Source organism: Blautia glucerasea (assembly GCF_020537505.1).
Taxonomy (GTDB): Bacteria; Bacillota; Clostridia; order Lachnospirales; family Lachnospiraceae; genus Blautia_A.
On the sequence record NZ_JAJBMO010000003.1, the window covers coordinates 233,159 to 254,506 of the forward strand.

Genomic DNA, 21,348 nt, shown 5'->3' on the forward strand with positions numbered 1-21,348 from the left:
ATTCAGTTTTCCTCCTTTTCTTCTTCGGACTTCGGGACACTTTGTCCCAAAGTACCTCCGTCCTTCAGCTTTTCAAACAGCAGCGGGAGCTCCGTAAGGGAAATGCTCATACCGCGCACAATGTCCACGATCTCGCTGTTTTCCGCCTCCAGCTTTTTCTGCTCCAGCTCCTTGAGCCGGGCCTGCTGTTCACTGATTTTGGCCTTGACCTTATCAATCTCGGCCTGAATTTTCATGCTTTTGGTAGTTGCCATTTCAAAACCTCCTGTCACGGTAAACGCCCATAGGCGTAAAAATGAGATTGCCAGTAGCTTGTATTCAAATTTGCGTAGCCGATGGGATCTCCGCAATGCAGCATTTTTCCATCACCGACATAAATCCCGCAATGGCTCACGCCCGGCGTGTCATAGGTGCCTTTGAAGAACACCAGATCACCGGGTTTGGGAGAGCTGGTCGGCGTACAGATGTTATAGAGCCCCTGGGCTCCCAGCCTGCCCACATTCCAGCCGGAGTGATTGATAACCCACGAAACGTACCCCGAGCAATCAAAGGAAGTGGCGGGAGAACTGCCGCCCCACACATAGGGATAGCCGATGTATTTCTGCGCTTCGGCAAGCATCGCGGCAAAGGTTTCATCGTCCAGATATTCTCCGGGCACTTCGTAATCACCGGGTTTCCCGGTAATGTACTTGTTCACATAAGGAGAATCCGGGAACAGATCAGGGCGGTTCCCCAGCGTTGCCATATAGATGGCATATCGGGAAAGCTGATCCTCGCCCATAACGTACACAGGTACATGGGACAAATCAAAGTTTTCCAGCGTGACCGTACAGATGTAATAATCGTAAGGCACCTGATAGGTGTCCGTATGGGAGTTGCCGTCCTCGTCCGTCCATGTGTCGGTTTCTGTGCGATACCGGGTTTCCACCACCACATCCTCCGTGAGAATGTACTGGCGGTCAAAGAGCATTTGCAGCGTTCCCTGTACCTCGCCTATTGTCCATTGTCCCTCATGGAGCGCACACAAAAGAGAAAGCAGCACATAGGGGTCATGTTCAATTTCATCCAGATCGAAGTGGTATTCGTCATAGTCATGGGTGCTTTCATAGGTGTCCAGATAATGCTGCAAATCATCTTCCAGCACACAATAGGCGGCTTCGGCGGCCAGCATATCACGATCCTCGCAAGGATAGGTGCTGGCTCCTAATGCACCGGCCCCGGCGTTCCCCAGCATAAGCATGGTAGAGGAACAGGACTGCATAGCAAACAGGAGTAACACACAGAGCACCGCAATCACGGCACCTGCGGGATGACTTTTGACAAATTCCACTGCCCGGGCAGTCAGGCGTTCTGTGGCTGTGGCAGTTTTCCCAGCCGCAGCCGCGCTCTGCTTTGCAGCCTCCTTTGCCTGCTTGCGGTATTGCCTGCGGAGCCGTTGCTTCTGCCAGTAGCGGGTAAGGGCATTTTTCGTCAGCTCCGGGTGCTCCTGTGCGGTGGTGTGAAAATGGTAGTCCGCCGTGTACTTGGTATAGCGGGCCTCGGCCTTGCGTACCACTTTTGCCGGATGTTCCCGGACTTTACGGCGCACAAAGCGAGAGCCATGCCGTAGCGCGGTTTCTCCCACAAGCTCAGAACGGTGTGCGCCTTCCGTGCCGACATTTTCCTGTTCCACTTCAAAAATCTTGCCATGCACGAAGCTGTGAACGGAACCACTGGCAACACGGCCTATGCGTTTTACCGGGCCGGGCTTTTTCGGCGGCTTTTGCTTTTCCAGCTTCTCCCGGGCCTGTTCCAGTTTTTCGCCTTGGGACTCCATGCGGAGCTTTGCCGCCGCAGCCTGTTCCTGCTGGCTCTTTTTGCGGAACTTGGACTTCGGGACACTTTGTCCCGAAGTGTCGGAAGCCTCCGGCCCGGGCTGTTCCCCGTCAGGGGCGTGGGCGGTCTGCGACCAAGCCTCCTCCTTGGTCTTATTCGTTTTTCGTTTCATTCTTCATATCCTCCGGGCGTGTAGTCAGCAGGTCATAGATTTCTCCGCGAGGGAACCGATCCACAAACGGAATGGTTACATTTCCATAGAACAACAGCCCCTCGCCGGAATTGCTGTGTGTGATATAGGAAAGCTGATGCTCGGAAATACCGAGCTGTTTTGCCAGAATGGTACGGTCACTCTGCGCCTGCGAAAGCAGAATCATAAAATCCGTGTTGTCCAGAATGTTCTCGATTTCCCGGCTGGCCAAAAGGTCTTTGACGTTCTGCGTCAAAGCAGACGGCACACATCCTTTTTTACGCAGCATTTTCCAGACTGCCACAAAGTAGCTGGCTGTCAGCGGATCGCGGAGCAGGATATGAAACTCGTCAAAGTAGCACCAAGTCGCCGCACCCTCGTGGAAGTTCTGATCCACCGCCTGCGAAACAAACTCATTTGTGATGTGCATTGCAATCTTTCTAAGGTTTTCGCCCATGTTTTTCAGAACGATGCACACCACACGGCTGTCCGTCTTGACGTTGGTAGGATGGTTAAAGAGATTGAGGGAGCCTGTGCAATAAAGCTCTAAGGCAGTTGCCACGCGCCGGGCTTCGGGCTCCGGCTGGCGTAAGAGCTCTTCGTACAAATCCTGCAACAGCGGCGTTTTTGCGGTTTCCAGTCCGAGCGCCTGTTCCCGGTACACCAAACGCACACAGCGGTCAATGACCGTCTTTTCAATGGGCTGCAAACCTTCCTTGCCGCCAACCACCAGCTCGCACAGGGACAAAAGAAAATCCGCCTTCATGGAAAGCGGGCTTTCTCCGGCAGCCATATTGAGCTCCACATCCATCGGATTGAGATGGTGCGGGCTGTCCGGGGCAATCTCGATCACCTGGCCGCCCAGCCTTCGCACCAGCGGCGCATATTCGCCCATCGGGTCAACCACGATGATCCGATCCTGCGGGATGGTGAGAAACACATTCAAGAGCTCGCGCTTTGCGGCAAAGCTCTTGCCGGAGCCCGTAGAGCCCAAATACATCCCGTTTGCCGATTTCAGCTTTTTGCGGTCAGCCATGATGACATTGTGAGAAAGTGCGTTCATGCCATAGTAGAGGGCCTGTCCAGCCATGCGGAGCTCCCTTGTCATAAAGGGGATAAAAATGGCTGTGGAGCTGGTTGTCATACCGCGCTGGATTTCTACCTCGTTGTAGCCAAGGGCCAGCGAAGAAACAAAGCCCTGTTCCTGTTGCCAGTCCAGACGGCGCAGAGCGCAGTTGTATTTCTGCGCGATGCCGCCCACGGTAAACACATCGTTTTCCAGCCGCTGGCGAGTAGGGGCAAGGTTTACCACCGTAAAGGTCAGCAGAAACATTCGCTCATTGCGGGATTGCAAATCAGCCAGAAGCTCCGCCGCGTCCTTGCTGAATGTAATCAGGTCAGGGGGAAGAATATCCGGGTCATAGCCGGAGCGCACAGCCTTTCTCTGTTCCTCCACTTTCATTTTTCCGATGTCCGAGATTTTCCCCTTGATGGTCTTAATTGCCTTGAGCTGATCCACGGTCTGAATGTGCATGGTCACGGTCATTTCCGCATCCAGCTCCAAGATTTCCGCCAACAACTTATCCGAAAGCTCCGATGCCATAATCTGTAAGTAGGACACCGCGCCCCAATACTGGCCGATGCGGAATGTGCGGGACTGGCGGAAGTCGAGACTGTCCGGGGCAATAAAGTCTTTTGTGCCGAGCCCGGTCTGCGGGATGTCTTTCCACGAAAAGCGGAACGCCTCACGGCTCCCCGGGTGCATCTGGCTATGAAGCAGCGCAAGGCGGGCCCGTCCGTCCATCGGCTCCGAGGGAACGCCCAGCCGCTTAAAGTTTCCCATGACATCGGCCTCCACACGCTCCAGACGGGGCCGTGCCTCCGCAATCCCCTCGGCGGGTATGCCAAAGGTGATGTATTTTGAGCGTTCAATGCCGTTATTGCTTTTGGCAATCTGATTTTTCAGCATCCCGGTAAACTCATCCCGGACGCTGTTATAGTTGTCATCCGCTTTCGGGATATTGACTTGATAGCGGCTGCGGGAATGGGAACGACGGTTGATAAAGGAAAGCTGGAACGGCAGCGAACTGTCAAAGTAGTTGAGGAATGAGCTCCATCCGCTGAATATGGCAGTCTGATCCTCGGTGGATGCCACGGAGTAATTGATGTCCTCATATTCCACGGTTTTTGTATAGAGCCCGCCCGGGAGCTTGCACACACCGTCCGGGTGCATGGACAGATACGGGATTGTCTGCTGGGCAGACAGGGCCGCCCGGCCTTTACCCTTAGTGGCGGCTCCGTTTTTCTTCTTTGTGTTTTTCAATCACATCCTCCTTTCCAGCGCCCGGCCCGACAAAGGGCGCATAAATGTTTTCGGTTCGGTAGGCCCTGATCCCCGGCCTTAGAAACTTGGCCCGGATGATATTCCGCACCACCTTTTCAAAGGGTAAGCCGTCCTTTTCATACATGGCCAGCAGGAACGCCGGGAGCATAATTCCCAGCATGAGAAACATCGCCCCGGTATTGCCGAGGGTGCCACGGGTCAGCAGATAGGCCGGAATCCCCACCGCGCCCGCGCTGCCGAAGCAGACAAGCTGGCGTTTGGTAAGGTTGAAAGCCATCTTTGTTTTGATTTTGGATAAATCGTTTGGTACGTTTACATAGGGCATAGATCACACTCCTTTCTGCACTTCGGGACAATGTGTCCCAAAGTCCGGGATGGTTGGTGTTACTTCATTTCCCCATACAGCCCAGCCGGGCGGGGTCTGCCTGGCAAAGAGCTCCACGCGGGGCAGATCGCCCATCAGGGAAATGATTTTGGCGCGGGCCTCGTCCGGCTTTTTGCTATGGGCTTCAATCGGGGAAATGATGAATTGATGAATGTTGGCAGCCTGCCGCTTTGGATGTCCCTTGGTTGCCAGCAGGCAGATTTCTGCATTGCCCCTTGTCCAGAAGCCAAGGCCGTAAAACCAGCTATCCGCTTTCTTGTTCTTTTTCAGCCAGACGAAAGCAACGCTTTTGTAGGTGAAGCCCCAAGCCTCGATCAGCCGGAGCGCCTCCGGGAGCTGCGGGAAAGTGGCCCATAAAAAGAGTGCGCTGTCCGGGGCTGCAAGATCAGCCACAGGCAACGCACATAAATCCTCAATGCTCATAGTGGGATAATGATTTTCCGCCGCGCCCTGTACTTTCTTAGCCGAGTAGCGCCACGGCGGGTCAGCGTAAATGATAGAATACTGCTGGATAATTACACTCCTTTCTCGCCGGAGCTTTTTACTGCCTGCGCCGCACGGATGCGCTCACTGGCGGCGGCATAAAAGGACGGGGCCGTTTCAAAGCATACAAAGCGGCGTTCTGTGTTGATAGCTGCAATCGCGGTTGTGCCGGAGCCCGCGCAAATGTCCGCAACCAGCTCGCCAGGGCGGGTATAGGTGCGGATCAGATACTCGCAGAGTTCCACGGGCTTCTGTGTGGGGTGGATGCCGCCGGACACCGTAGGCACAAATAGTACATTTCCGGGATAGCGGCGGCCATCGTTGGACTCCGATCCCTGCCGTTCAAATTTCCCATAGTTGGAGCTTGTACCGCTTCGGGAATGAACGCGGGCATAAGGCTTGCCATAAGTAAACTGCGGATTGTAGACCGGGGACTTCTGGTAAAACACCAAGATATTCTCGGACTTTTTCAGTGGAGCCCGGTTTGCATTGAGAAAGCCCGTTCCGCGCTCCTTGTACCAAATCCACTCATAGCGGAGCATGGCGAGGTTGGATGCGCCCAGCACCTTGTCAAAGGGGCACTGTGCGAAAAACAGCACTGCGCCATTCGGTTTGACTGCCCATTTCACCGCCTCCCACAGCTCCGGGAGCGGCAGGGGCACATCCCAATAATTCCGGGTTGTGCCGTAAGGCGGATCAGTCAGCAGCATATCCACGCTATGTTTTGGCAAAGAACGCAAGCCCTCGATGCCGTCCATGAGAAACAAGCCCTCCTTCGGGACACGTTGTCCCAAAGTGCGGCTATCGGTCATTGCGGGCCTCCTTTGCTTTGGCAGGTGCAGGCCGGGCGGCATTTTCTTTTCCAGCTTGTTTCGCGGCCTCGGCCATCTGCTCCTTGATCGGGGCAGGCCGTACCGCCTGGGCCCGTGCAACAAGCTGTTCCACCGCCGCATGATACGCCTTCACACCAGCCGCGTTAATCCGCTCCTGTGTGGCGTGGTCAGGAATCCGAACCGTAGCCCGGTATCCCGTCCGGCTGGCAGGATCGGGTTTAGAGGGAGCTCCGAGAAAAATTCCGTTTTTCCCGTCCACAACCTTAAAATCGTCGATGACCACACCGCCAAAATTGACGCTGGCGAAGCCGATCAGTTTACCCTGCGGCTCAATCGGGCGGACAGATACTGTGATCGGAACAACCGCCTCTTGCAAGACGGCATCCGTCCGCATTTTTACCGCCTCGTCAATACTAACGCCCTTGACTTCCGCAAGCTCCGCGATGGGAGCATCAAATAGCCAGCGCCGCTCCTCCGCAGCAATCTGCTCCGGGGTCAGCAATACATCATCTTTCTTACTCAGATAAAATTCCTCCTTTCCGCTTGCCGGAGCAGGCTGGGCGGGGTCGTCCATCAGCTCTTTTCTTTGCAGGACGGCCTCTGTTTCCGCCATAAAGCGGTAAGCGTCTGCCTCAGTAAACTCCTCCGGCGTTTTTCCATTCCATAAGCGCGTTCCGTCTGCCCCGTATCTTCTCGGCATAAGCACCACCTCCTGTTAATGAGCGCCAAAGATACGCTGGGCAATGCTCCCGGTCTTAAAGAGCATGAAGCAAAGCAAAACCGTGTAGCCCACAGTTCCCCAAATCGCCCCGATGGGATCGCCGCTTGTTGCGATGCCTTGAATGAGCACCGCGTAAATTGCAACACATACAAGAATCAGCAGCCCTTGAAAGCCCACGGCAAACAGGGACTTGATGTAGTTTTGCCCGGTGCTGCCAAGCTCCCGGTTGGAAAGCGTAGCAACGGGGATGGGGGCCAGACTGGTCAGCAGATAGATTTCCAGCATCCTGCCATACACCAAAACGAAAATGATAATCCCCATCGCCTTCATCGTAAATCCAATGAGCGCAGACTGCAGCCAAAGCCCCAAAAGCGGCCCCAAGTCCATCGCCTCCAGCGAGGTTTCCAGTTCGGCAAGCATATCCGCCGAAACATCGGTAGAGCCTTGAATCAGCCCGCCTGCCTGCGCGATAACGCTCTGCGACACATCGAACACAGCCATGACGATATTGAATGTATTTGACAGGATTAAGATTGCACAGGCTGTTTTGAACATCCATTTATAGAGGTTCGCAACGTCAACCTCGTGCATATTGTTTTTTTCCAAAAGCATCTGTATGAGCTCATAAGTGGCAACAAAGGTCAGCACCATTCCGGCAATCGGCAGGATCACCGTTTCGGAAAGCTGTCGGATCAGGGAGAAAACCCCGGCGTGCCACGCCGCCGGGGTAGTCCCTACCTGTGCCGCAATCTCTCCGACTTGGGTATTGACGGTATCAAAAAGCCCTTCGAGGTTTCCCATAATCCCGCCAATCAGAAGCTCTTTGAGCCAGTTTGTGAGCCAGTCGGTGAGAAAATCCATAAGCGCCTACCTTAAAACAGGCCAGACAACAGAGGGATCAGTGTGGTGCCAATGACGATGATGCCGCCGCCCGCCATGAGCTGCTTCATGCCCTGGGACTTGGAGCCCGGGTTATCCGAGCCGTAGCCCTCCAGCAGATTGACCACGCCCCACACGCCAAGGCCAGCGCCGAGAGCAATAACGAGGGTCTGTAAAGTGTCGATTGCAGATGAGAAAAATGCCATATAAGCCTCCATTTCTCCGGGTTTTCCCCGGTAACAAAAAAGCCGCCCATGCAGGCGGCAGGTTACAAACTTCGGGACACTTTGTCTCGAAGCGTTTATGCAAAGGCGTCTGGATCGTCGATGTCATCATAGTTGAGGATGTCCTCGTCCTCTTCCGTGAGTGCATCGTCCGGCACAGCCACCTCATACATCGTACACGCCTCGTTCAGCCCGGGCCGCCTGCGGCGGTTAATGAGCCTGTCGAGGTCAAAAGCGTTTTTCTGTTTATCGGCCTCCGCCGTATAGCGGTAGTTCGGATGCCGTTTCAGATCATACTTGGGAGAGAAGAACGGGGGTAGGCCCCGAAGCTGCAAAATACATTTGTCTCCCGGCATGGTTGCAAGCTCGGCTGGGGTCATCAGTTCCCGGCCCAGCCGCTGGGTATTTTGACTGTAGCTTTCCGACTGGCCACGGGAGCGGCTGTCGGTCTGCATACTGATTGTGGCTTTTCCCAGCCAGTTCTCGGATATTTCCTTGATGGTGCTGGCTTCGCGGCCACCGAGGAACACCACGCTATCCATGTTGCCGAGGATTGTCTCGGCGTGTTTATCGTAAATGGCCTTGCACTGTGCCAACTGCTGATACAACAGGCACAGACTCACCTCGCGGGAGCGGATAACCGCGACTAGCTTTTCGAGCTGGGGCACCTGTCCCGTGTTGGCTGCTTCGTCCCACAGCACCCGTACATGGTGCGGCAGGCGGCCACTGTGAACATTGTCCGCCCGTTCACACAGGAGGTTGAACATCTGCGAAAATGCCAGCGCCACTAAAAAGTTGTAGGTCTGCGTGGTATCGGAAATGATGAAGAATACCGCCGTTTTCCGATCTCCGATGCGGTCAAGCTCCAATTCGTCATAGGCCATGACCTCACGAAGCTGCGGGATGTCAAAGGGAGCCAGCCGCGCACCGCAGGAAATCAAAATGCTTTTTGCCGTCTTGCCGCTGGCCAATTTGTACTTTTTATACTGTTTGACCGCGAAACAATCCGGCTTGCGCTTTTCGAGCCCGGCAAACATATAGTCCACCGCGTTCATAAAATCCTCGTCATCCTCCTTGACCTCCATGCCGGAAATCATATCCACAAGGGTATTCATGTTCCGATCCTCGGCAGGCCCCTCGAAAATGATGTAGGCAATTAGGGCGCAGTACAAAAGCGTTTCCGATTTTGTCCAGAATGGATCGCCTTCCTTGCCTTCGCCCTTGGTGTTGGAAATCAGGGCATCCACGAATTTCAGAATATCGGCCTCGTTGCGGATATACGCCAGCGGGTTATAGTGCATGGATTTTGAAAAATCTATGCTGTTGAATACCTTGATTTTGTACCCGCGTTTTTGCAGGAAAGCCCCAACCTGTCCCAGCACACCGCCTTTGGGATCGACCACCACATAAGAGGAATGAGCCTGTAAAAGCTGGGGCGTGAGCCAGAAGCGGGTTTTGCCGGAGCCGGACGAGCCGATAATGCAGCAATTCAGGTTTCGGGCATTTGCGGGGATTTTCGGGCGGGTGTTCATCGTGAGGAACTCCGTCCCGGTCAAAATCACGTTGTTTTCAAACTTCGAATCGACAAATGGTTTGATGTCTTTTTCCGTTCCCCACCGGGCGCTGCCATATTCTGCATCCCGCCGAAACTTCTTAGCGTTCTTGCTTTTGAAATAGATCAGCAGCCGAAAACCAACTGCGCCTACAATACCGACAAGCCAATCCAGCGGGACTAAACCGGGCGCAAAGTCAGCAAAGGCCGGGCCAATCGTCTGGCCCAGCCCGATGAGCTTATGTGCAAAATCGTTACCCGCTGCCAGCCGGTAGGCCGTTCCCAGCTTGAGGAACGCCCACAGGATGAACAGATAGGGAATGTTTGGAATGAGATATTTTCTAATCTTATCTGTCCTCATGGGCCACCTCCTTTGCACGTTCTTTCTGTTTCGGCTTTTCTTTGGAAAGCTGATCCGCCGCCTGTTGCAGTTGTTCCCGGATGGGAACACGGTTCGATTTTGCTTTGCTTAACACCTTCCGGGAATACTCAGAAAAGCAGGCGGTCATTGCGTCTGCCTGTCCAGCCTTGAAAAACAGCAGGTATTTGTCCGGCCCGGTTTTATAAAACGCATAGTCCACATTCCATTTCCGGGCCACGCGGTCAAAGGACTTGGCATCCCCGGATAGCTCAATGCTGTTGGTGGCTGTGCCGTGGGCCATGAGCTTTCGCACACTTTGCTTGCCGTGTGGTGTTTGCCGCCCACGGTATGCCTTGCGGATCTTCCGCCCCACCATACCCAGCACATACGCCAGTCCCCGCGCTGTCAGCTTGGTTGTTTTTACAGATATGGCTATCGTGCGCCGGGAAATATCTTCATCAATCAGTTACACCGCCTCCTTCCTTGGGACAATTTGTCTCGAAGTACCGTCACCGATCCCCACGGTCTTTTTTCTGCATTTGACGGTAGCCCTCCAGCGAAGAACCGTCTATGATTTCCTGATAGGCCGCCATTTGCTCCCGGATAGAGAGCTTCGGGAAAGAGAACACCTTATGCTCCTTGGGAATATCCTGCAAGCCGTGATACACTTCCACGAAATGATCGCTTTCTTTGACAACATAGCCGCCCGGGGCAAAATGGCCGTTTTCGTGGATGCAGGCATCCCGGCCATACGCCTCATAATCGAAATACGGTTTTACCTGATCCGGCACATCCAACATTTCCAGATCGTCCACATAAATACGCCCCAGCGTTTCCTCATCGGATACGCCGGGGTAAAAGCCGTAACAGTCCAGATTTTGTGTCAGATTGATGATGTCCCGCACCGAAGAACAGTGATCGCCACTGTCGAGGACGGCCTCCAGTGTTTCCAGCTCCGATGAGGTAAGCTCGGAAAGCAGGCAGGCCAGATGATTAAGCTCGTCCAGATTTTCATACTCGCTCAAATGGTCATAGAGCCCCAGCACATCCCCATCGAAAGAGGTAATAAAAATTTCCTGATAGCGGACGCCATCCACGCCGATCCGTTTCAAGAGAGCCTCCACCTCCTGGGCGGTTGTGGGAAATTTCAGTGTTTCACCCACAAGCTGGCCCTCGCTGTACTTTCCGGCGTTGGTAACGTAGGCTTCAAACAGGGTCGCCATCAGCGACGGCCCTGCCCCTTGACGGTCAGGATACCCTCAAGGGTTGTTGCCGTAATTCCCAGCCGCTGGGCCACGGCAATATCATTTTTCATGGATTCGGTCATACTGTGCCCGCAGACAACCAGCACATGAGAACGGCGGAGCAGGTCACGGCTCATGTCGATGCCGCTTTTATGCTCCTCGGGAACAGCATCGTTGAGAAACAGGGGCAAGTACAAAGGCGGACAAATAGGAGAAAAGCCTGCCTCATACACGGTGCGGCAATACTGCGCCGCCAGTTCTGCGTTTTCGCTATCGCCGCCGAGCCATGCAGCGGTGATATAAGCAAGGGGTCGTTTCATCGTTCATACCTCCGATATTTTAATAAGAAAGTTCAACCCAAACCCCACGCCCTTTCCCAGTCTTGGGAAAGGGGGCGGCTCTGAAGGATATACCCCCGCCGCTTGCCGGGGAAATAGCACAGCCGGGGCAGACCGTCAAGGGCGAGCCGCCGAAAACGGCGGTGCGCTGCACCCTTGACGGCCCACTCCCGGCTGTACTAAAAAACAGGCGGCGACGGGGGATATATACCACCAGAGCTTCTGCGCGAGGGCGGGGCCCTCGGGACAAAGTGTCTCGAAGTTGTTACTTGTCAAGTTCCTGCTTTTTCGGGGCTTTTGCCAGCTCCGGCGGCTGTTTTTCTTTCCAGTCATCCAGCAGGGACATAATCTGTTCTTTCATTTTGGCGGGAGTGACCTCCTTGCCAAAATACTTTTCCAGTTCCGCAGTAGAAATAATCACGCCTCGATCCTCCTTTTTCTGTTCTGATAAGATGCCGTCAATGACATCGCCGTTGAGCTTGCCTTCCTTATCCAGCTCCCGGAGCCGTTTAGTTTGGGCCAGCGAGGGCGAAGCCTGCTCCCCGTCAATGGAAACAGCAATAAGCCTCTGATTTTTCGGTTTGATGTAGGACAGTTCCACGGCAGGCATAAAGCCCATCTTTTTATCGTCTACCTTATCCAGAAGCTCCGGCACAAGAGAGTTGAGCCGCAAGTAGCGCATGACCTTTTTATAGTTCATCTCATGCGCCTCGCCCACAATCTCAACCGAGCGTTTTCCAACATCGCCTTCCGCAACGCCTTTCAGCCGCCCGCCCTGATGCTTAATGTCCTCAACCTCAAGTTCCAGCAGCGCGGCCAATTCACTGGGGAGCATCCCGTCACGCTGCTTGTTGCTGTCCTTCATGGCCTGCACCGCTTCGTGGTCGGTCATTTCACGGACAATAAAGGGCATTTCCTCCAGCCCCGCCAGTTCACTGCCGTGGGTACGGCGATGGCCCGCTACAATTTCATAGCCGTTTCCGTCTTTCTCCGGGCGGGCAAGACCGGGAACCATTACACCGTTTACGCGGATAGAAGCAACGATTTCCTGCATCTTCGCATCGTCCCGTACCTTAAAGGGGTGCGGACGGAATGTGTGAAACGGATGAACCTCGGAAAGTTTCAGATAAACCAGCTTGCCTTCCTCAACCGGGCGGGGCGGTGTGGTCGGCTCGAGAGCCGTCTGTTCCGCAGCAGCAGTTTCCTTCGGTGCCGTATCCTGTGCGGGCTTAATGGGCTCCTTGGCATCCGGAGCCTTTCCGTCACTTCGGGACACTTTGTCTCGTTTGGACGGCTTGGGCTTGTCAGGGGCCGTCTTATCCGCCTTGGGTGGGCGGCCCTTGCGGGCCCCAGCCGATTTCTCCGATTTTTGATTTTCAGTCGCGGCCTTTTCTGCTTTCGGCGGACGGCCACGGCGCGTCTTTTTCGGTTCCTCCGTATTGGCGGGCTGCGGTATTTCTCCGGGGGCTGCCGCCTCTGGCGTTTCGGGGGTTTCCGCCTTTTCGACTTCGGCGCGGGCGTTCTGCCTCTTTTCCGCCATAAGTTCATTGATTTTGTCAAAGGACACAACCACATCGCCGGACTCAGGTATGGCAGGCCCGGTCTGTTCCTGCTGGGGCTCAGACGCTGCGGTCTGTTCGGGTGTGGCGATAGGCTCGGCGGCCTCCGGGGAAATATTCTCCGCAGGGCCAGTATTCAATTTTTCATCGGCCATTTACGATCCTCCTTTTCGTTAAAGTTGCACAAATTTGAATGCTAAAATTTTGTAGTTATTTTTGTGCCTCCTTTCCGTCTATCCACGCAAAAAAGCCGCCCGTTTTTCATGCCGGACGGCTTTTTGCGTAATGTGATAGATCAAATATTATTTTTTCTGGTTTGTAGGCTCCGAAAAGCCTTGTATTTACAGTGTTCCTAATAGGAAGTAATCATATGCTGGTGGATGAGGATCCGGACCACTTTTTGCAGGTACTCTTTCACGCTTACCAGAATGGGGATGTAAGTGCTCTTCTTCTGGAATTGTGTGGAAAAAGTATGTTTGATCTGCTCCGCGAAGCCTACCTGATTCCAAGAAAATTCCATGGAAAAGCAGGAGAGAACCCGGTTCTTCTTACTAATGTGAAAGGAGAGCTTCTTCCAGAAGCAGGGAAGATGGTTTCCGCTCATGAATACGGAAAATTTAAAGAGACATTTGACAGGCATGAGTGTGTACCCAGGTCCGGGCTTTACCTTGCAGATGGATATGACATTGTACATTCTTACACGGACGGACTGGAAATTAAAGAAGAAAAAGAAGAACGCCAGCGTGGAATCTTGATCCTTTATGCACTCCCGGATACCTGTAAGCTGGGTCTTACAGAAGCCCAGACTTATGCCGTTGTATGGAAGACTTTCCAGGAAATCCAGCAGGCAGCACCGCATGCCGTCGTATTCTATGGACAGGAGACCGGTATAAAAAAAGAAAGTCCCGATAAACCCTTTGATGAGCTTGGCGTTCTCCTTCCTATCCATGAGTTTGAGAAGAAAATGCTTCAGCGCATGGAGGAAATTGATGGAATCGTCCTTGCCTGCAGGGAACGGATGATGGAACAGGCTGGAAATGATAGCCTGAAATTATAATGAGACTTTTTTGAAGGAAGTGGCTTTATGCAGTTGGAGAGGGTCAGAAAAAATCACATGGACGTGGAGTGGCATGAATACACTGATGAAAATGGCAAAAATACTCCCGTTATAAATGCGAGCATCACGGAAAAGGCTTCCATTATAGGACGTGTAGGGATTATGTTTTTATCCTGTGGAACTGGAGCATGGAGAGTCCGAAGCTCTATGAATGCCCTGGCGGAAGCGATGGGGATTACCTGCACCACAGATATCGGGCTGATGTCCATTGAGTACACCTGTTTTGATGGGGAAAACGGATTTACCCAGTCGTTATGTCTTACCAATACAGGGGTGAATACGTCAAAGCTGAACCGGCTGGAGCATTTTATCCGCAATTTTGAAACAGAGGGGAAAAATATGTCCGGGGAAGAGCTTCATAGCTATCTGGATGAGATTGAAAGAATTCATGGCCTTTATTCCCCGGTAGCCCTGGGGCTGGCTGCCGCCATTGCATGCTGTGGATTTACCTTTCTTCTGGGCGGAGGACTGGTAGAAATGTTCTGTGCTTTTGTTGGCGCAGGACTTGGAAATTTCTTTCGCTGTAAATTAACAAAGCATCATTTTACCCTGTTTCTTGGAATTGTTTCCTCGGTTTCTCTGGCATGCTTTGTATATGCAGGACTTTTGAAATTAGGGGAAATCCTGTTTGGGATTTCCATTCAGCATGAAGCAGGATATATCTGTGCCATGCTTTTTATCATCCCTGGTTTTCCCTTTATTACCAGCGGAATTGACCTGGCAAAGCTGGATATGCGTTCTGGCATGGAAAGGCTCACTTATGCACTGATCATTGTTCTGGTAGCCACCATGTCTGCCTGGATCATGGCTATGCTCCTTCACCTGCAGCCAGTGGATTTCATAAAGATCCGTATGCCTGCTGCAATGTGGATCCTCACACGGCTTGCTGCAAGCTTTTTCGGCGTGTTCGGTTTTTCCATCATGTTTAACAGCCCAGTCAGGATTGCCTGTTCTACGGCAGTACTTGGTGCAATTGCAAATACCCTCCGTCTTGAACTGGTGGATCTCGTAGCTTTACCTCCGGCAGTAGCTGCATTTATAGGGGCACTTACAGCCGGACTTCTTGCCTCCCTTTTGAAAAATAAGGTGGGTTATCCAAGGATTTCCGTGACAGTGCCTTCCATTGTGATCATGGTACCGGGGCTTTATTTATACCGTGGATTTTATAACCTTGGAATCATGTCCTTATCCGTTTCTGCATCCTGGTTTGCAGCTGCGCTTCTGATCATTGCAGCGCTTCCGCTTGGACTAATCTTTGCAAGGATTTTAACAGATAAGACGTTTCGGTATTGTACCTGACTTGATTCGTGCTTGTAACAAAGACCGTAATCAATGTGATTGGTGAAATTGTGAAAAGGATATCTGATATTTTCTTCTGACCGGTGATTTTGACCTTACAGGCATTGACTGGGAACCGATTGGAAATATGAATGATATGCAGAATCATGTACTGCCGTATTTGCAGAGTTTTTACAGTCTGGAAGAAAAAGGGTGAAGGAGAGACGAGAACAGCAGGTGGCAGAGAAAAATGAGAGCAGAGAAGCTGTGCCAAGAGCTGGCGTTAAAGCAAATACAGCAGTTAAGGATGAAGGAAAAGCTGAAAGAAAGGCAGTAATACAGAAAAAGGCAATGCCAGGAAAAGAAAAGAAACCGTCGATTCATGAACGTTTAGAAATCAATAAGAGAATCATCCAGGAAAAGCAGGGAAGAGATAAGCCGGAAAGAGGGGCTGATTTGGGTGTAAGGACAGTGTAGAATAAGTATAACGAGTCGGAGGTCATGAAGATTATTGTGACCTCCGGCTTTTTGTAAATTGTTAAAAGAATTATATTGTTATATGATTTCGTAAGTGATATACTTAAACATAAGGAAAACCGTGTGAAATTACAGTTTGCTTTTTGCACGGTTTCTTTTATACATGGTAGTTAGTTAAATCTAACAGTAAAACGACGTGAAAGTACTTTTGACTATACAGAAAGGAATACATAATGCTAATAAATATCTCAGGGACAGCACTCGAATATCGGTACACTTTTCTTTGAACTTGAATTTAGTTTGATGATGATCTTGGATGTGGCACTGGGGTAAGAGGAGAGGAATGATTCTTATGAGAATATTGATTTATGGTGCTGGTGTGATTGGATCCTTGTATGCGGCTTTATTTGCAGAAGCCGGTTATGATACAAGTATTTATGCCAGAGGTAAAAGACTTGAGGCTTTAAGAAATAATGGATTGCAATATAAGAAAAATCAGGAAGTAATAAAGGCAGAGATTAGGATTCTTGGAGAACTACCAAACGATGATATTTATGATTTTGTCTTGCTTACTGTCCGGGAAAACCAGCTGTATGCAGCACTTACTCCAAGGTTGATTCAGCCGACAACATTTGCAGAAATATCAGGAAATAAATCCGAAAGAACTAAGCAGTTTTCAGAGATATTGAGGCATGCCCATATACCATAACAGAAAGTAACGGATATGCATCTATGGCAGCTTTGTCATCTTGCTATGGTGGTACCGATTGCGGATGCAAGGCAAAAAAGGTACAGTGATTGGAGAAAAAAGCATGAAAAATGAAGAATATAAAAAAATGTCAATTAAAGAATTTACAAAAGCAGCAGGAAGATATGAAAGTAACCATGCGGGCATTTACGAAATGTGCAAGAAGGATTATCCGGATATTCTGGAAGAATTAGAGAAGGAGCCATTTAGAGATTTATTGGATGCAGGCTGCGGACCTGCACCAATGATTTCTTTATTAGCAGAAAGACATCCAGACCGGCATTATACAGGACTGGATCTGACTCCGGCAATGATTGAACAGGCAAAAAAGAAAAATATTCCAAATACAACATTTGTTGTGGGAGACTGTGAGAACTTTCCTTTTGAAAAGGATTCATTTGATGCAATTATTTGTTCTATGAGCTTCCATCATTATCCGGATCCACAGGCATTTTTTGACAGTGTGAAAAGATGTCTTCGCCCAAATGGAAGATTGATACTGAGAGATGTGACCAGTGACAATAAAGTATTGGTATGGCTAATGAATACATTGGAAATGCCGTTGGCAAATATATGCGGACATGGAGATGTCCGGGTTCCAACAAGAGCTATGGTTATGAAATGTTGCAAAAAAGCAGGATTAAAAGTAGAAAAATTTGAAATTCGTAAAGGTATGCGAATGCATTGTGTTGTGAGAAATCCTATGGGAAAGGCGATAGGAAATGAAGGATAAGTATCTTAGGGAAACACGAATGGTTGATTTTTCTAATCCGGCAATTCAAAAACTTATTCAAAATATGAAATGGAAGGAAATGGGTGAATTTGAAAGGATTAAGGCAATCTACAACTATGTAAGAGATGATGTTTTATTTGGATATAATATTGATGACGGAATTTCAGCTTCAAAAGTACTTGCAGATGGTTATGGACAATGTAATACAAAAGGAACTTTATTTATGGCACTTTTACGTGCCTGCAATATTCCATGCAGAGTACATGGTTTTACCATTGATAAAAGCCTGCAGAAAGGAGCTATGACCGGGTTTGTTTACCGTAATGCTCCAAAAAATATTTTCCATAGCTGGGTAGAAATTAATTTTGAAAATCAGTGGTATGAATTGGAAGCCTTCATTTTGGATAAATCTTATATAAAGAAGTTACAAGAACGAAATCCGGAATGTAAAGGTGCATTTTGTGGTTATGGAGTAGCAGTCAAGGATTTCAGAAATCTCATTATTGAATTTGATAGGAACAATACTTATATTCAGAGCGAGGGAATCAATCAGGATTTTGGTGTTTATGATTGTCCAGATGAACTGTTGAAGGAACATCATCAAGAAATTTCAGCCTTTAAAGCATTTGCTTATAGACATATTGGAAGACACCTCATGAATCGTAATGTCAGGAAGATTAGAGAACGATAGTTTTAAGCTTTTAGAATTAAAATTAAATTTGGAGGGTACAAAAAGAAGGCTTTATAAAAACAAATCGAAATCATTTTGAGTTGATTGCTTGTAATGACACAGATTTACAAACTAACAAATGATGGTATAATTTTATTGTTGAACTGACAGAAAGGGTAAATATGAGAAAAGCAATCGTATATGCATCGGTGCATCATGGAAATACAGAAAAAATAGTAAAAAGCATAGCAGAAGAGTGTCAGGTAGATTTGATTGATGCAGTAAAACAGTCAGATGCAGATCTGAGCAGTTATGATATGATCGGGTTTGCATCAGGAATCTATTTTTCAAAGTTTCATCAGTCGATGTTGAAATTTGCTGAAAAGAATTTACCAGATGACAAAAAGGTCTTCCTGATCTGTACTTATGGTGGAAGTGCGAATTATAAATCCATAGAGCAGATTTTGAACAAAAAACATGCCAGCGTAGAGGGTAAATTTGGATGCAAAGGATACGATACATTTGGTCCGTTCAAACTGGTCGGAGGTATTGCAAAAGGACATCCAGATGATAAAGATATCCAATATGCAGTGGAATTTGTAAAAGACTTATAAACACGTAAAGAAGAGGAGCAGTAAAATGGAGGTTGCAAAACCAATCATTCGTAAAATAGATGATACACCTGAGTCATTAACAATATTTGAAGAGGATTTATGCTCTTATTCGGATGAAAACGTACAGGAAATAATAACATCGTATCCAACTGTATATATCCATAATTGGAAAGAATCTGATGAGTATGAGGTGTACATAGGAGAATCAAATAATGTGATTCAACGTACAAGACAGCATTATGAGACCGGACTTTATAATGCAAATTCCTGGCAAAACAGAATAACAGGAAAATCTGCGGCCTTGTATATTATCGGTCATGAACATTTTAACAAGTCTATGACATTAGATGTTGAAAATCGTTTGATGCATTATATGCTCAGTGTACCTAAGGTAAGAAAAGTTCATAATCTTCGAGGAAATCCACAGAATCATTATTATCCTATGGAGGAATTGGACAGGATTTTTTCAAAAATCTGGAGAGGCCTTCGGAAAGATAATAAAGATCTTTTTCCAACTGAAAGCATGATACATGATTCTGCAATCTTTAAAGCGTCGCCATTACATAAGTTAACAAAGGAACAGTTACAGGCAAGAGATAAAATAATTGAACGTGTGAAAATGGCTTTATCCATAGGTGCTGCAGGTCAATTAATCTTTGTAGAAGGCGAAGCAGGAACTGGAAAAACAGTATTAAACAGCAGCACATTTTATGAAATATGTTGTCTGGCAGAGGAAAATGGTTTGGATGATCTGAGATGTAATCTGATCATTAATCATGATGAACAAATTACGGTATATGAGCAGATCGCTGAAAAATTAGGTTTAACAGATAAATATGGAGAAGTGGTTTCTAAACCAACACGATTTATAAATACACATTCTCCGAATAATCCAGTAGATATAGCTTTTGTTGATGAGGCTCATTTGCTTTGGACACAGGGTAAACAGTCATATCGTGGTGATAATCAGTTGCAGGATATAATTGAACGCGCCAGGGTAACAGTTGTTATGTTTGATGAGAATCAGATTCTAACAACGGAGCAATTTTGGGAGTCACAAATACTTGACAAATACAGAGAAGAAGCCAAGAAGAATAAGAATTATATTGTGCTTAAAAACCAGTTAAGAATGCATGCAGGGAAAGAAATGTTAAACTGGATAGATGGATTTACAAAGAGAAAAGAGATACTTCCCTTGCCGAAACCTACTATTGACTATAGTATTCGAATCTTTTCTTCGCCAGAAAAACTGGATGAAGAAATATGTAAATTAGCAGACAAAGAGGAATCGTCGTTATCTCGTTTGATTGCAACATATGACTGGGAATATAATGCCAAAACCGATCCAACTGAACGTCTGAGTAAATACTGGGAAGTTCTTATCAATGGATGGCATAAGCCATGGAATAGAGAACTGGAATCTGAATTGTCTCCAAAACAAAAACGTTATAATAAGAAACTAGCGTGGGCAGAGCAAAAACAGACAATCGAAGAGGTAGGATCTACATTTACAATTCAAGGTTTTGATCTGAATTATGCAGGTGTAATTCTAGGTCCATCTGTAAAATATAAGGATGGAAGAATTGTCTTTGATCCAGATTCGAGTTGTAATACAAAAGCTGTCAGAAAACGTACTTTGTCAGATGGGACAAAGAAGAAATTTGGTGAAGAGTTGCTCCGGCATGAAGTAAGAGTCCTTATGACAAGAGGAGTCAATGGATTGTTTATTTATGCTTGTGATGAAGAATTGCGAAAAGCATTATTAGCTGCCGTAGAATAGAGAGGTATGAGGAATTGAATAAAGAAACAATAGATAGAATTAGAAAATTTTCAGAAGATAGAGACTGGGATCAGTTTCATGGACCGGCAAATCTTGCAAAATCAATTGTTATTGAAGCAGCAGAGCTTCTTGAGTGCTTTCAGTGGTGTGATGATAATTTCAATCTTCAACATGTGAAGGAAGAATTGGCAGATGTACTTGTATATTCTCAAAATCTGTTGGATAAGTTGGGACTGGATGCAGATGAGATCGTAAATATGAAGATGGATCAGAATGAGGCAAAATATCCGGTAGAAAAAGCAAAAGGTAGTGCTGCAAAATATACGGAACTGTAACATCAAAGATAAAACAAGGGTGAATAGCCTGATCGTTTAGCTGTTCACCCTTTCTCAAAAAAATAATATATCATGAGTGCGTTGTATAGCTTCAAGAATCGGGTAGAAAGTGATTAACAATAATCTTTCTGCTCGATTTTTCATGTTAATGGTATAATATGTTCTATATAGGTATCCGAGTACAATAACTGTTAGGTTTTTACAGATGACTGATTGGCTAATGCGTAAGACAAGGTAATGGATCAGAGAAAAATCATAATTTTTGATAATAATTATTCGGAAAATGGAGGATTAAGCAATGGAACGAGTTTGTAAATTTTTAAAAGAAGCAGGAACATATTATTTAGCAACAGTAGAAGGCGATCAGCCAAGAGTAAGACCTTTTGGAACAGCACATATTTTTGAAGGAAAACTTTACATACAGACAGGTAAAGTCAAAGAGGTATCAAAGCAGCTACACGCAAATTCAAAGGCTGAAATCTGTGCTTTTAAGAATGGTGAGTGGCTTCGTGTTGCTGGTGAACTGATTGAGGATGACAGAGTAGAAGCAAGACAGTCTATGCTTGATGCATATCCTTCATTACAGAAGATAGTCTGGCTGCAGGAACCTATGGCTTCAGCCAAATCTGCTTGAATGAGATTCCGTTCTTCACGAATATCTTTTAGTG

Annotated in this window: 23 protein-coding genes and 2 pseudogenes; 11 read left to right on the forward strand and 14 right to left on the reverse strand. The window is 48.4% G+C overall.

Annotated features, from left to right (window positions below):
* Positions 1 to 2: 2 nt before the first annotated feature.
* The 14 genes from LIQ05_RS04275 to LIQ05_RS04340 form a co-directional block, all read right to left on the reverse strand.
* Positions 3 to 254 (reverse strand): DUF4315 family protein, encoded by a 252-nt coding sequence (locus tag LIQ05_RS04275; RefSeq protein WP_015563850.1) that lies wholly within the window; start codon positions 252 to 254, stop codon positions 3 to 5.
* Positions 255 to 268: 14 nt separating this feature from the next.
* A complete protein-coding gene (locus tag LIQ05_RS04280) occupies positions 269 to 1,987 on the reverse strand; it encodes a C40 family peptidase (protein WP_226818881.1) in 1,719 nt (572 codons plus the stop codon).
* Complete coding sequence (locus LIQ05_RS04285) at positions 1,968 to 4,328, reverse strand: VirB4-like conjugal transfer ATPase, CD1110 family (RefSeq protein ID WP_330633945.1); 2,361 nt, start codon at positions 4,326 to 4,328, stop codon at positions 1,968 to 1,970. The genes LIQ05_RS04280 and LIQ05_RS04285 overlap by 20 nt, the downstream gene beginning before the upstream one ends.
* Positions 4,291 to 4,674 (reverse strand): PrgI family protein, encoded by a 384-nt coding sequence (locus LIQ05_RS04290; RefSeq protein ID WP_173829199.1) that lies wholly within the window; start codon positions 4,672 to 4,674, stop codon positions 4,291 to 4,293. The genes LIQ05_RS04285 and LIQ05_RS04290 overlap by 38 nt, the downstream gene beginning before the upstream one ends.
* A gap of 3 nt (positions 4,675 to 4,677) precedes the next feature.
* On the reverse strand, positions 4,678 to 5,247 hold the full coding sequence (locus tag LIQ05_RS04295; RefSeq protein ID WP_257319276.1) for an MT-A70 family methyltransferase: 570 nt from the start codon (positions 5,245 to 5,247) through the stop codon (positions 4,678 to 4,680).
* 2 nt (positions 5,248 to 5,249) lie between these two features.
* Complete coding sequence (locus tag LIQ05_RS04300) at positions 5,250 to 6,029, reverse strand: DNA-methyltransferase (RefSeq protein WP_226818883.1); 780 nt, start codon at positions 6,027 to 6,029, stop codon at positions 5,250 to 5,252.
* Positions 6,019 to 6,750 carry a septation protein SpoVG family protein gene (locus LIQ05_RS04305; protein WP_226818885.1) on the reverse strand — a complete coding sequence of 244 codons (732 nt, stop codon included), beginning with the start codon at positions 6,748 to 6,750 and terminating at the stop codon, positions 6,019 to 6,021. Before LIQ05_RS04305 ends, LIQ05_RS04300 begins: the two co-directional genes overlap by 11 nt.
* Before the next feature lie 15 nt (positions 6,751 to 6,765).
* The gene (locus tag LIQ05_RS04310) at positions 6,766 to 7,632 is read right to left on the reverse strand and encodes a VirB6/TrbL-like conjugal transfer protein, CD1112 family (RefSeq protein WP_014080220.1); all 867 of its coding nucleotides are present in this window, start codon (positions 7,630 to 7,632) and stop codon (positions 6,766 to 6,768) included.
* A gap of 11 nt (positions 7,633 to 7,643) precedes the next feature.
* The gene (locus tag LIQ05_RS04315; RefSeq protein ID WP_044963257.1) at positions 7,644 to 7,856 is read right to left on the reverse strand and encodes a Maff2 family mobile element protein; all 213 of its coding nucleotides are present in this window, start codon (positions 7,854 to 7,856) and stop codon (positions 7,644 to 7,646) included.
* 95 nt (positions 7,857 to 7,951) lie between these two features.
* Positions 7,952 to 9,787: a VirD4-like conjugal transfer protein, CD1115 family gene (locus LIQ05_RS04320; RefSeq protein ID WP_226818887.1), complete on the reverse strand. Its 1,836-nt coding sequence runs from the start codon at positions 9,785 to 9,787 to the stop codon at positions 7,952 to 7,954.
* Complete coding sequence (locus LIQ05_RS04325; protein WP_334301157.1) at positions 9,774 to 10,250, reverse strand: PcfB family protein; 477 nt, start codon at positions 10,248 to 10,250, stop codon at positions 9,774 to 9,776. Before LIQ05_RS04325 ends, LIQ05_RS04320 begins: the two co-directional genes overlap by 14 nt.
* A gap of 46 nt (positions 10,251 to 10,296) precedes the next feature.
* Complete coding sequence (locus LIQ05_RS04330; RefSeq protein ID WP_014080243.1) at positions 10,297 to 11,010, reverse strand: antirestriction protein ArdA; 714 nt, start codon at positions 11,008 to 11,010, stop codon at positions 10,297 to 10,299.
* Positions 11,010 to 11,351, reverse strand: coding sequence for a hypothetical protein (locus LIQ05_RS04335; RefSeq protein WP_118533151.1), 342 nt, complete (start codon positions 11,349 to 11,351; stop codon positions 11,010 to 11,012). Before LIQ05_RS04335 ends, LIQ05_RS04330 begins: the two co-directional genes overlap by 1 nt.
* A gap of 283 nt (positions 11,352 to 11,634) precedes the next feature.
* Entirely contained in the window at positions 11,635 to 13,083 is a 1,449-nt protein-coding gene (locus tag LIQ05_RS04340) for a ParB/RepB/Spo0J family partition protein (RefSeq protein ID WP_226818891.1), read from the reverse strand.
* 215 nt (positions 13,084 to 13,298) lie between these two features.
* On the opposite strand from LIQ05_RS04340, the gene LIQ05_RS04345 reads away from it, so the two are divergent.
* The 11 genes and pseudogenes from LIQ05_RS04345 (at position 13,299) to LIQ05_RS04390 (ending at position 21,314) form a co-directional block, all read left to right on the forward strand.
* A complete protein-coding gene (locus LIQ05_RS04345; protein WP_226818893.1) occupies positions 13,299 to 13,985 on the forward strand; it encodes a DUF4866 family protein in 687 nt (228 codons plus the stop codon).
* A gap of 27 nt (positions 13,986 to 14,012) precedes the next feature.
* Positions 14,013 to 15,344, forward strand: coding sequence for a threonine/serine ThrE exporter family protein (locus LIQ05_RS04350; RefSeq protein ID WP_226818895.1), 1,332 nt, complete (start codon positions 14,013 to 14,015; stop codon positions 15,342 to 15,344).
* 192 nt (positions 15,345 to 15,536) lie between these two features.
* Positions 15,537 to 15,800 (forward strand): hypothetical protein, encoded by a 264-nt coding sequence (locus tag LIQ05_RS04355; RefSeq protein ID WP_226818898.1) that lies wholly within the window; start codon positions 15,537 to 15,539, stop codon positions 15,798 to 15,800.
* Between the two features lie 243 nt (positions 15,801 to 16,043).
* Positions 16,044 to 16,133, forward strand: a pseudogene (locus LIQ05_RS20550) (ZIP family metal transporter); the annotation flags it as partial.
* 19 nt (positions 16,134 to 16,152) lie between these two features.
* Positions 16,153 to 16,578, forward strand: a pseudogene (locus LIQ05_RS04360) (ketopantoate reductase family protein); the annotation flags it as partial.
* Positions 16,579 to 16,612: 34 nt separating this feature from the next.
* Complete coding sequence (locus LIQ05_RS04365) at positions 16,613 to 17,281, forward strand: class I SAM-dependent methyltransferase (RefSeq protein ID WP_226818900.1); 669 nt, start codon at positions 16,613 to 16,615, stop codon at positions 17,279 to 17,281.
* The gene (locus LIQ05_RS04370; protein WP_226818902.1) at positions 17,271 to 17,972 is read left to right on the forward strand and encodes a transglutaminase-like domain-containing protein; all 702 of its coding nucleotides are present in this window, start codon (positions 17,271 to 17,273) and stop codon (positions 17,970 to 17,972) included. Before LIQ05_RS04365 ends, LIQ05_RS04370 begins: the two co-directional genes overlap by 11 nt.
* 161 nt (positions 17,973 to 18,133) lie before the next feature.
* Positions 18,134 to 18,565, forward strand: coding sequence for a flavodoxin family protein (locus LIQ05_RS04375; RefSeq protein ID WP_148463783.1), 432 nt, complete (start codon positions 18,134 to 18,136; stop codon positions 18,563 to 18,565).
* A gap of 25 nt (positions 18,566 to 18,590) precedes the next feature.
* Positions 18,591 to 20,345 carry a DUF2075 domain-containing protein gene (locus LIQ05_RS04380; RefSeq protein WP_226818904.1) on the forward strand — a complete coding sequence of 585 codons (1,755 nt, stop codon included), beginning with the start codon at positions 18,591 to 18,593 and terminating at the stop codon, positions 20,343 to 20,345.
* A 14-nt stretch (positions 20,346 to 20,359) separates the two neighbouring features.
* Entirely contained in the window at positions 20,360 to 20,680 is a 321-nt protein-coding gene (locus tag LIQ05_RS04385; protein WP_173736546.1) for a nucleotide pyrophosphohydrolase, read from the forward strand.
* Between the two features lie 298 nt (positions 20,681 to 20,978).
* A complete protein-coding gene (locus tag LIQ05_RS04390; RefSeq protein WP_226818906.1) occupies positions 20,979 to 21,314 on the forward strand; it encodes a pyridoxamine 5'-phosphate oxidase family protein in 336 nt (111 codons plus the stop codon).
* The last annotated feature ends 34 nt before the right edge of the window (positions 21,315 to 21,348 follow it).

Excerpts from the sequence above, each read along its gene's own strand:
- LIQ05_RS04315 (WP_044963257.1), bottom strand. The coding sequence starts at position 7,856 with ATGGCATTTTTCTCATCTGCAATCGACACTTTACAGACCCTCGTTATT.
- LIQ05_RS04330 (WP_014080243.1), bottom strand. The coding sequence starts at position 11,010 with ATGGCGACCCTGTTTGAAGCCTACGTTACCAACGCCGGAAAGTACAGC.
- LIQ05_RS04290 (WP_173829199.1), bottom strand. The coding sequence starts at position 4,674 with ATGCCCTATGTAAACGTACCAAACGATTTATCCAAAATCAAAACAAAG.
- LIQ05_RS04275 (WP_015563850.1), bottom strand. The coding sequence starts at position 254 with ATGGCAACTACCAAAAGCATGAAAATTCAGGCCGAGATTGATAAGGTC.
- LIQ05_RS04310 (WP_014080220.1), bottom strand. The coding sequence starts at position 7,632 with ATGGATTTTCTCACCGACTGGCTCACAAACTGGCTCAAAGAGCTTCTG.
- LIQ05_RS04375 (WP_148463783.1), top strand. The coding sequence starts at position 18,134 with ATGAGAAAAGCAATCGTATATGCATCGGTGCATCATGGAAATACAGAA.
- LIQ05_RS04340 (WP_226818891.1), bottom strand. The coding sequence starts at position 13,083 with ATGGCCGATGAAAAATTGAATACTGGCCCTGCGGAGAATATTTCCCCG.
- LIQ05_RS04320 (WP_226818887.1), bottom strand. The coding sequence starts at position 9,787 with ATGAGGACAGATAAGATTAGAAAATATCTCATTCCAAACATTCCCTAT.
- LIQ05_RS04390 (WP_226818906.1), top strand. The coding sequence starts at position 20,979 with ATGGAACGAGTTTGTAAATTTTTAAAAGAAGCAGGAACATATTATTTA.
- LIQ05_RS04300 (WP_226818883.1), bottom strand. The coding sequence starts at position 6,029 with ATGACCGATAGCCGCACTTTGGGACAACGTGTCCCGAAGGAGGGCTTG.
- LIQ05_RS04380 (WP_226818904.1), top strand. The coding sequence starts at position 18,591 with ATGGAGGTTGCAAAACCAATCATTCGTAAAATAGATGATACACCTGAG.
- LIQ05_RS04350 (WP_226818895.1), top strand. The coding sequence starts at position 14,013 with ATGCAGTTGGAGAGGGTCAGAAAAAATCACATGGACGTGGAGTGGCAT.
- LIQ05_RS04345 (WP_226818893.1), top strand. The coding sequence starts at position 13,299 with ATGCTGGTGGATGAGGATCCGGACCACTTTTTGCAGGTACTCTTTCAC.
- LIQ05_RS04365 (WP_226818900.1), top strand. The coding sequence starts at position 16,613 with ATGAAAAATGAAGAATATAAAAAAATGTCAATTAAAGAATTTACAAAA.
- LIQ05_RS04305 (WP_226818885.1), bottom strand. The coding sequence starts at position 6,750 with ATGCCGAGAAGATACGGGGCAGACGGAACGCGCTTATGGAATGGAAAA.
- LIQ05_RS04335 (WP_118533151.1), bottom strand. The coding sequence starts at position 11,351 with ATGAAACGACCCCTTGCTTATATCACCGCTGCATGGCTCGGCGGCGAT.
- LIQ05_RS04370 (WP_226818902.1), top strand. The coding sequence starts at position 17,271 with ATGAAGGATAAGTATCTTAGGGAAACACGAATGGTTGATTTTTCTAAT.
- LIQ05_RS04280 (WP_226818881.1), bottom strand. The coding sequence starts at position 1,987 with ATGAAACGAAAAACGAATAAGACCAAGGAGGAGGCTTGGTCGCAGACC.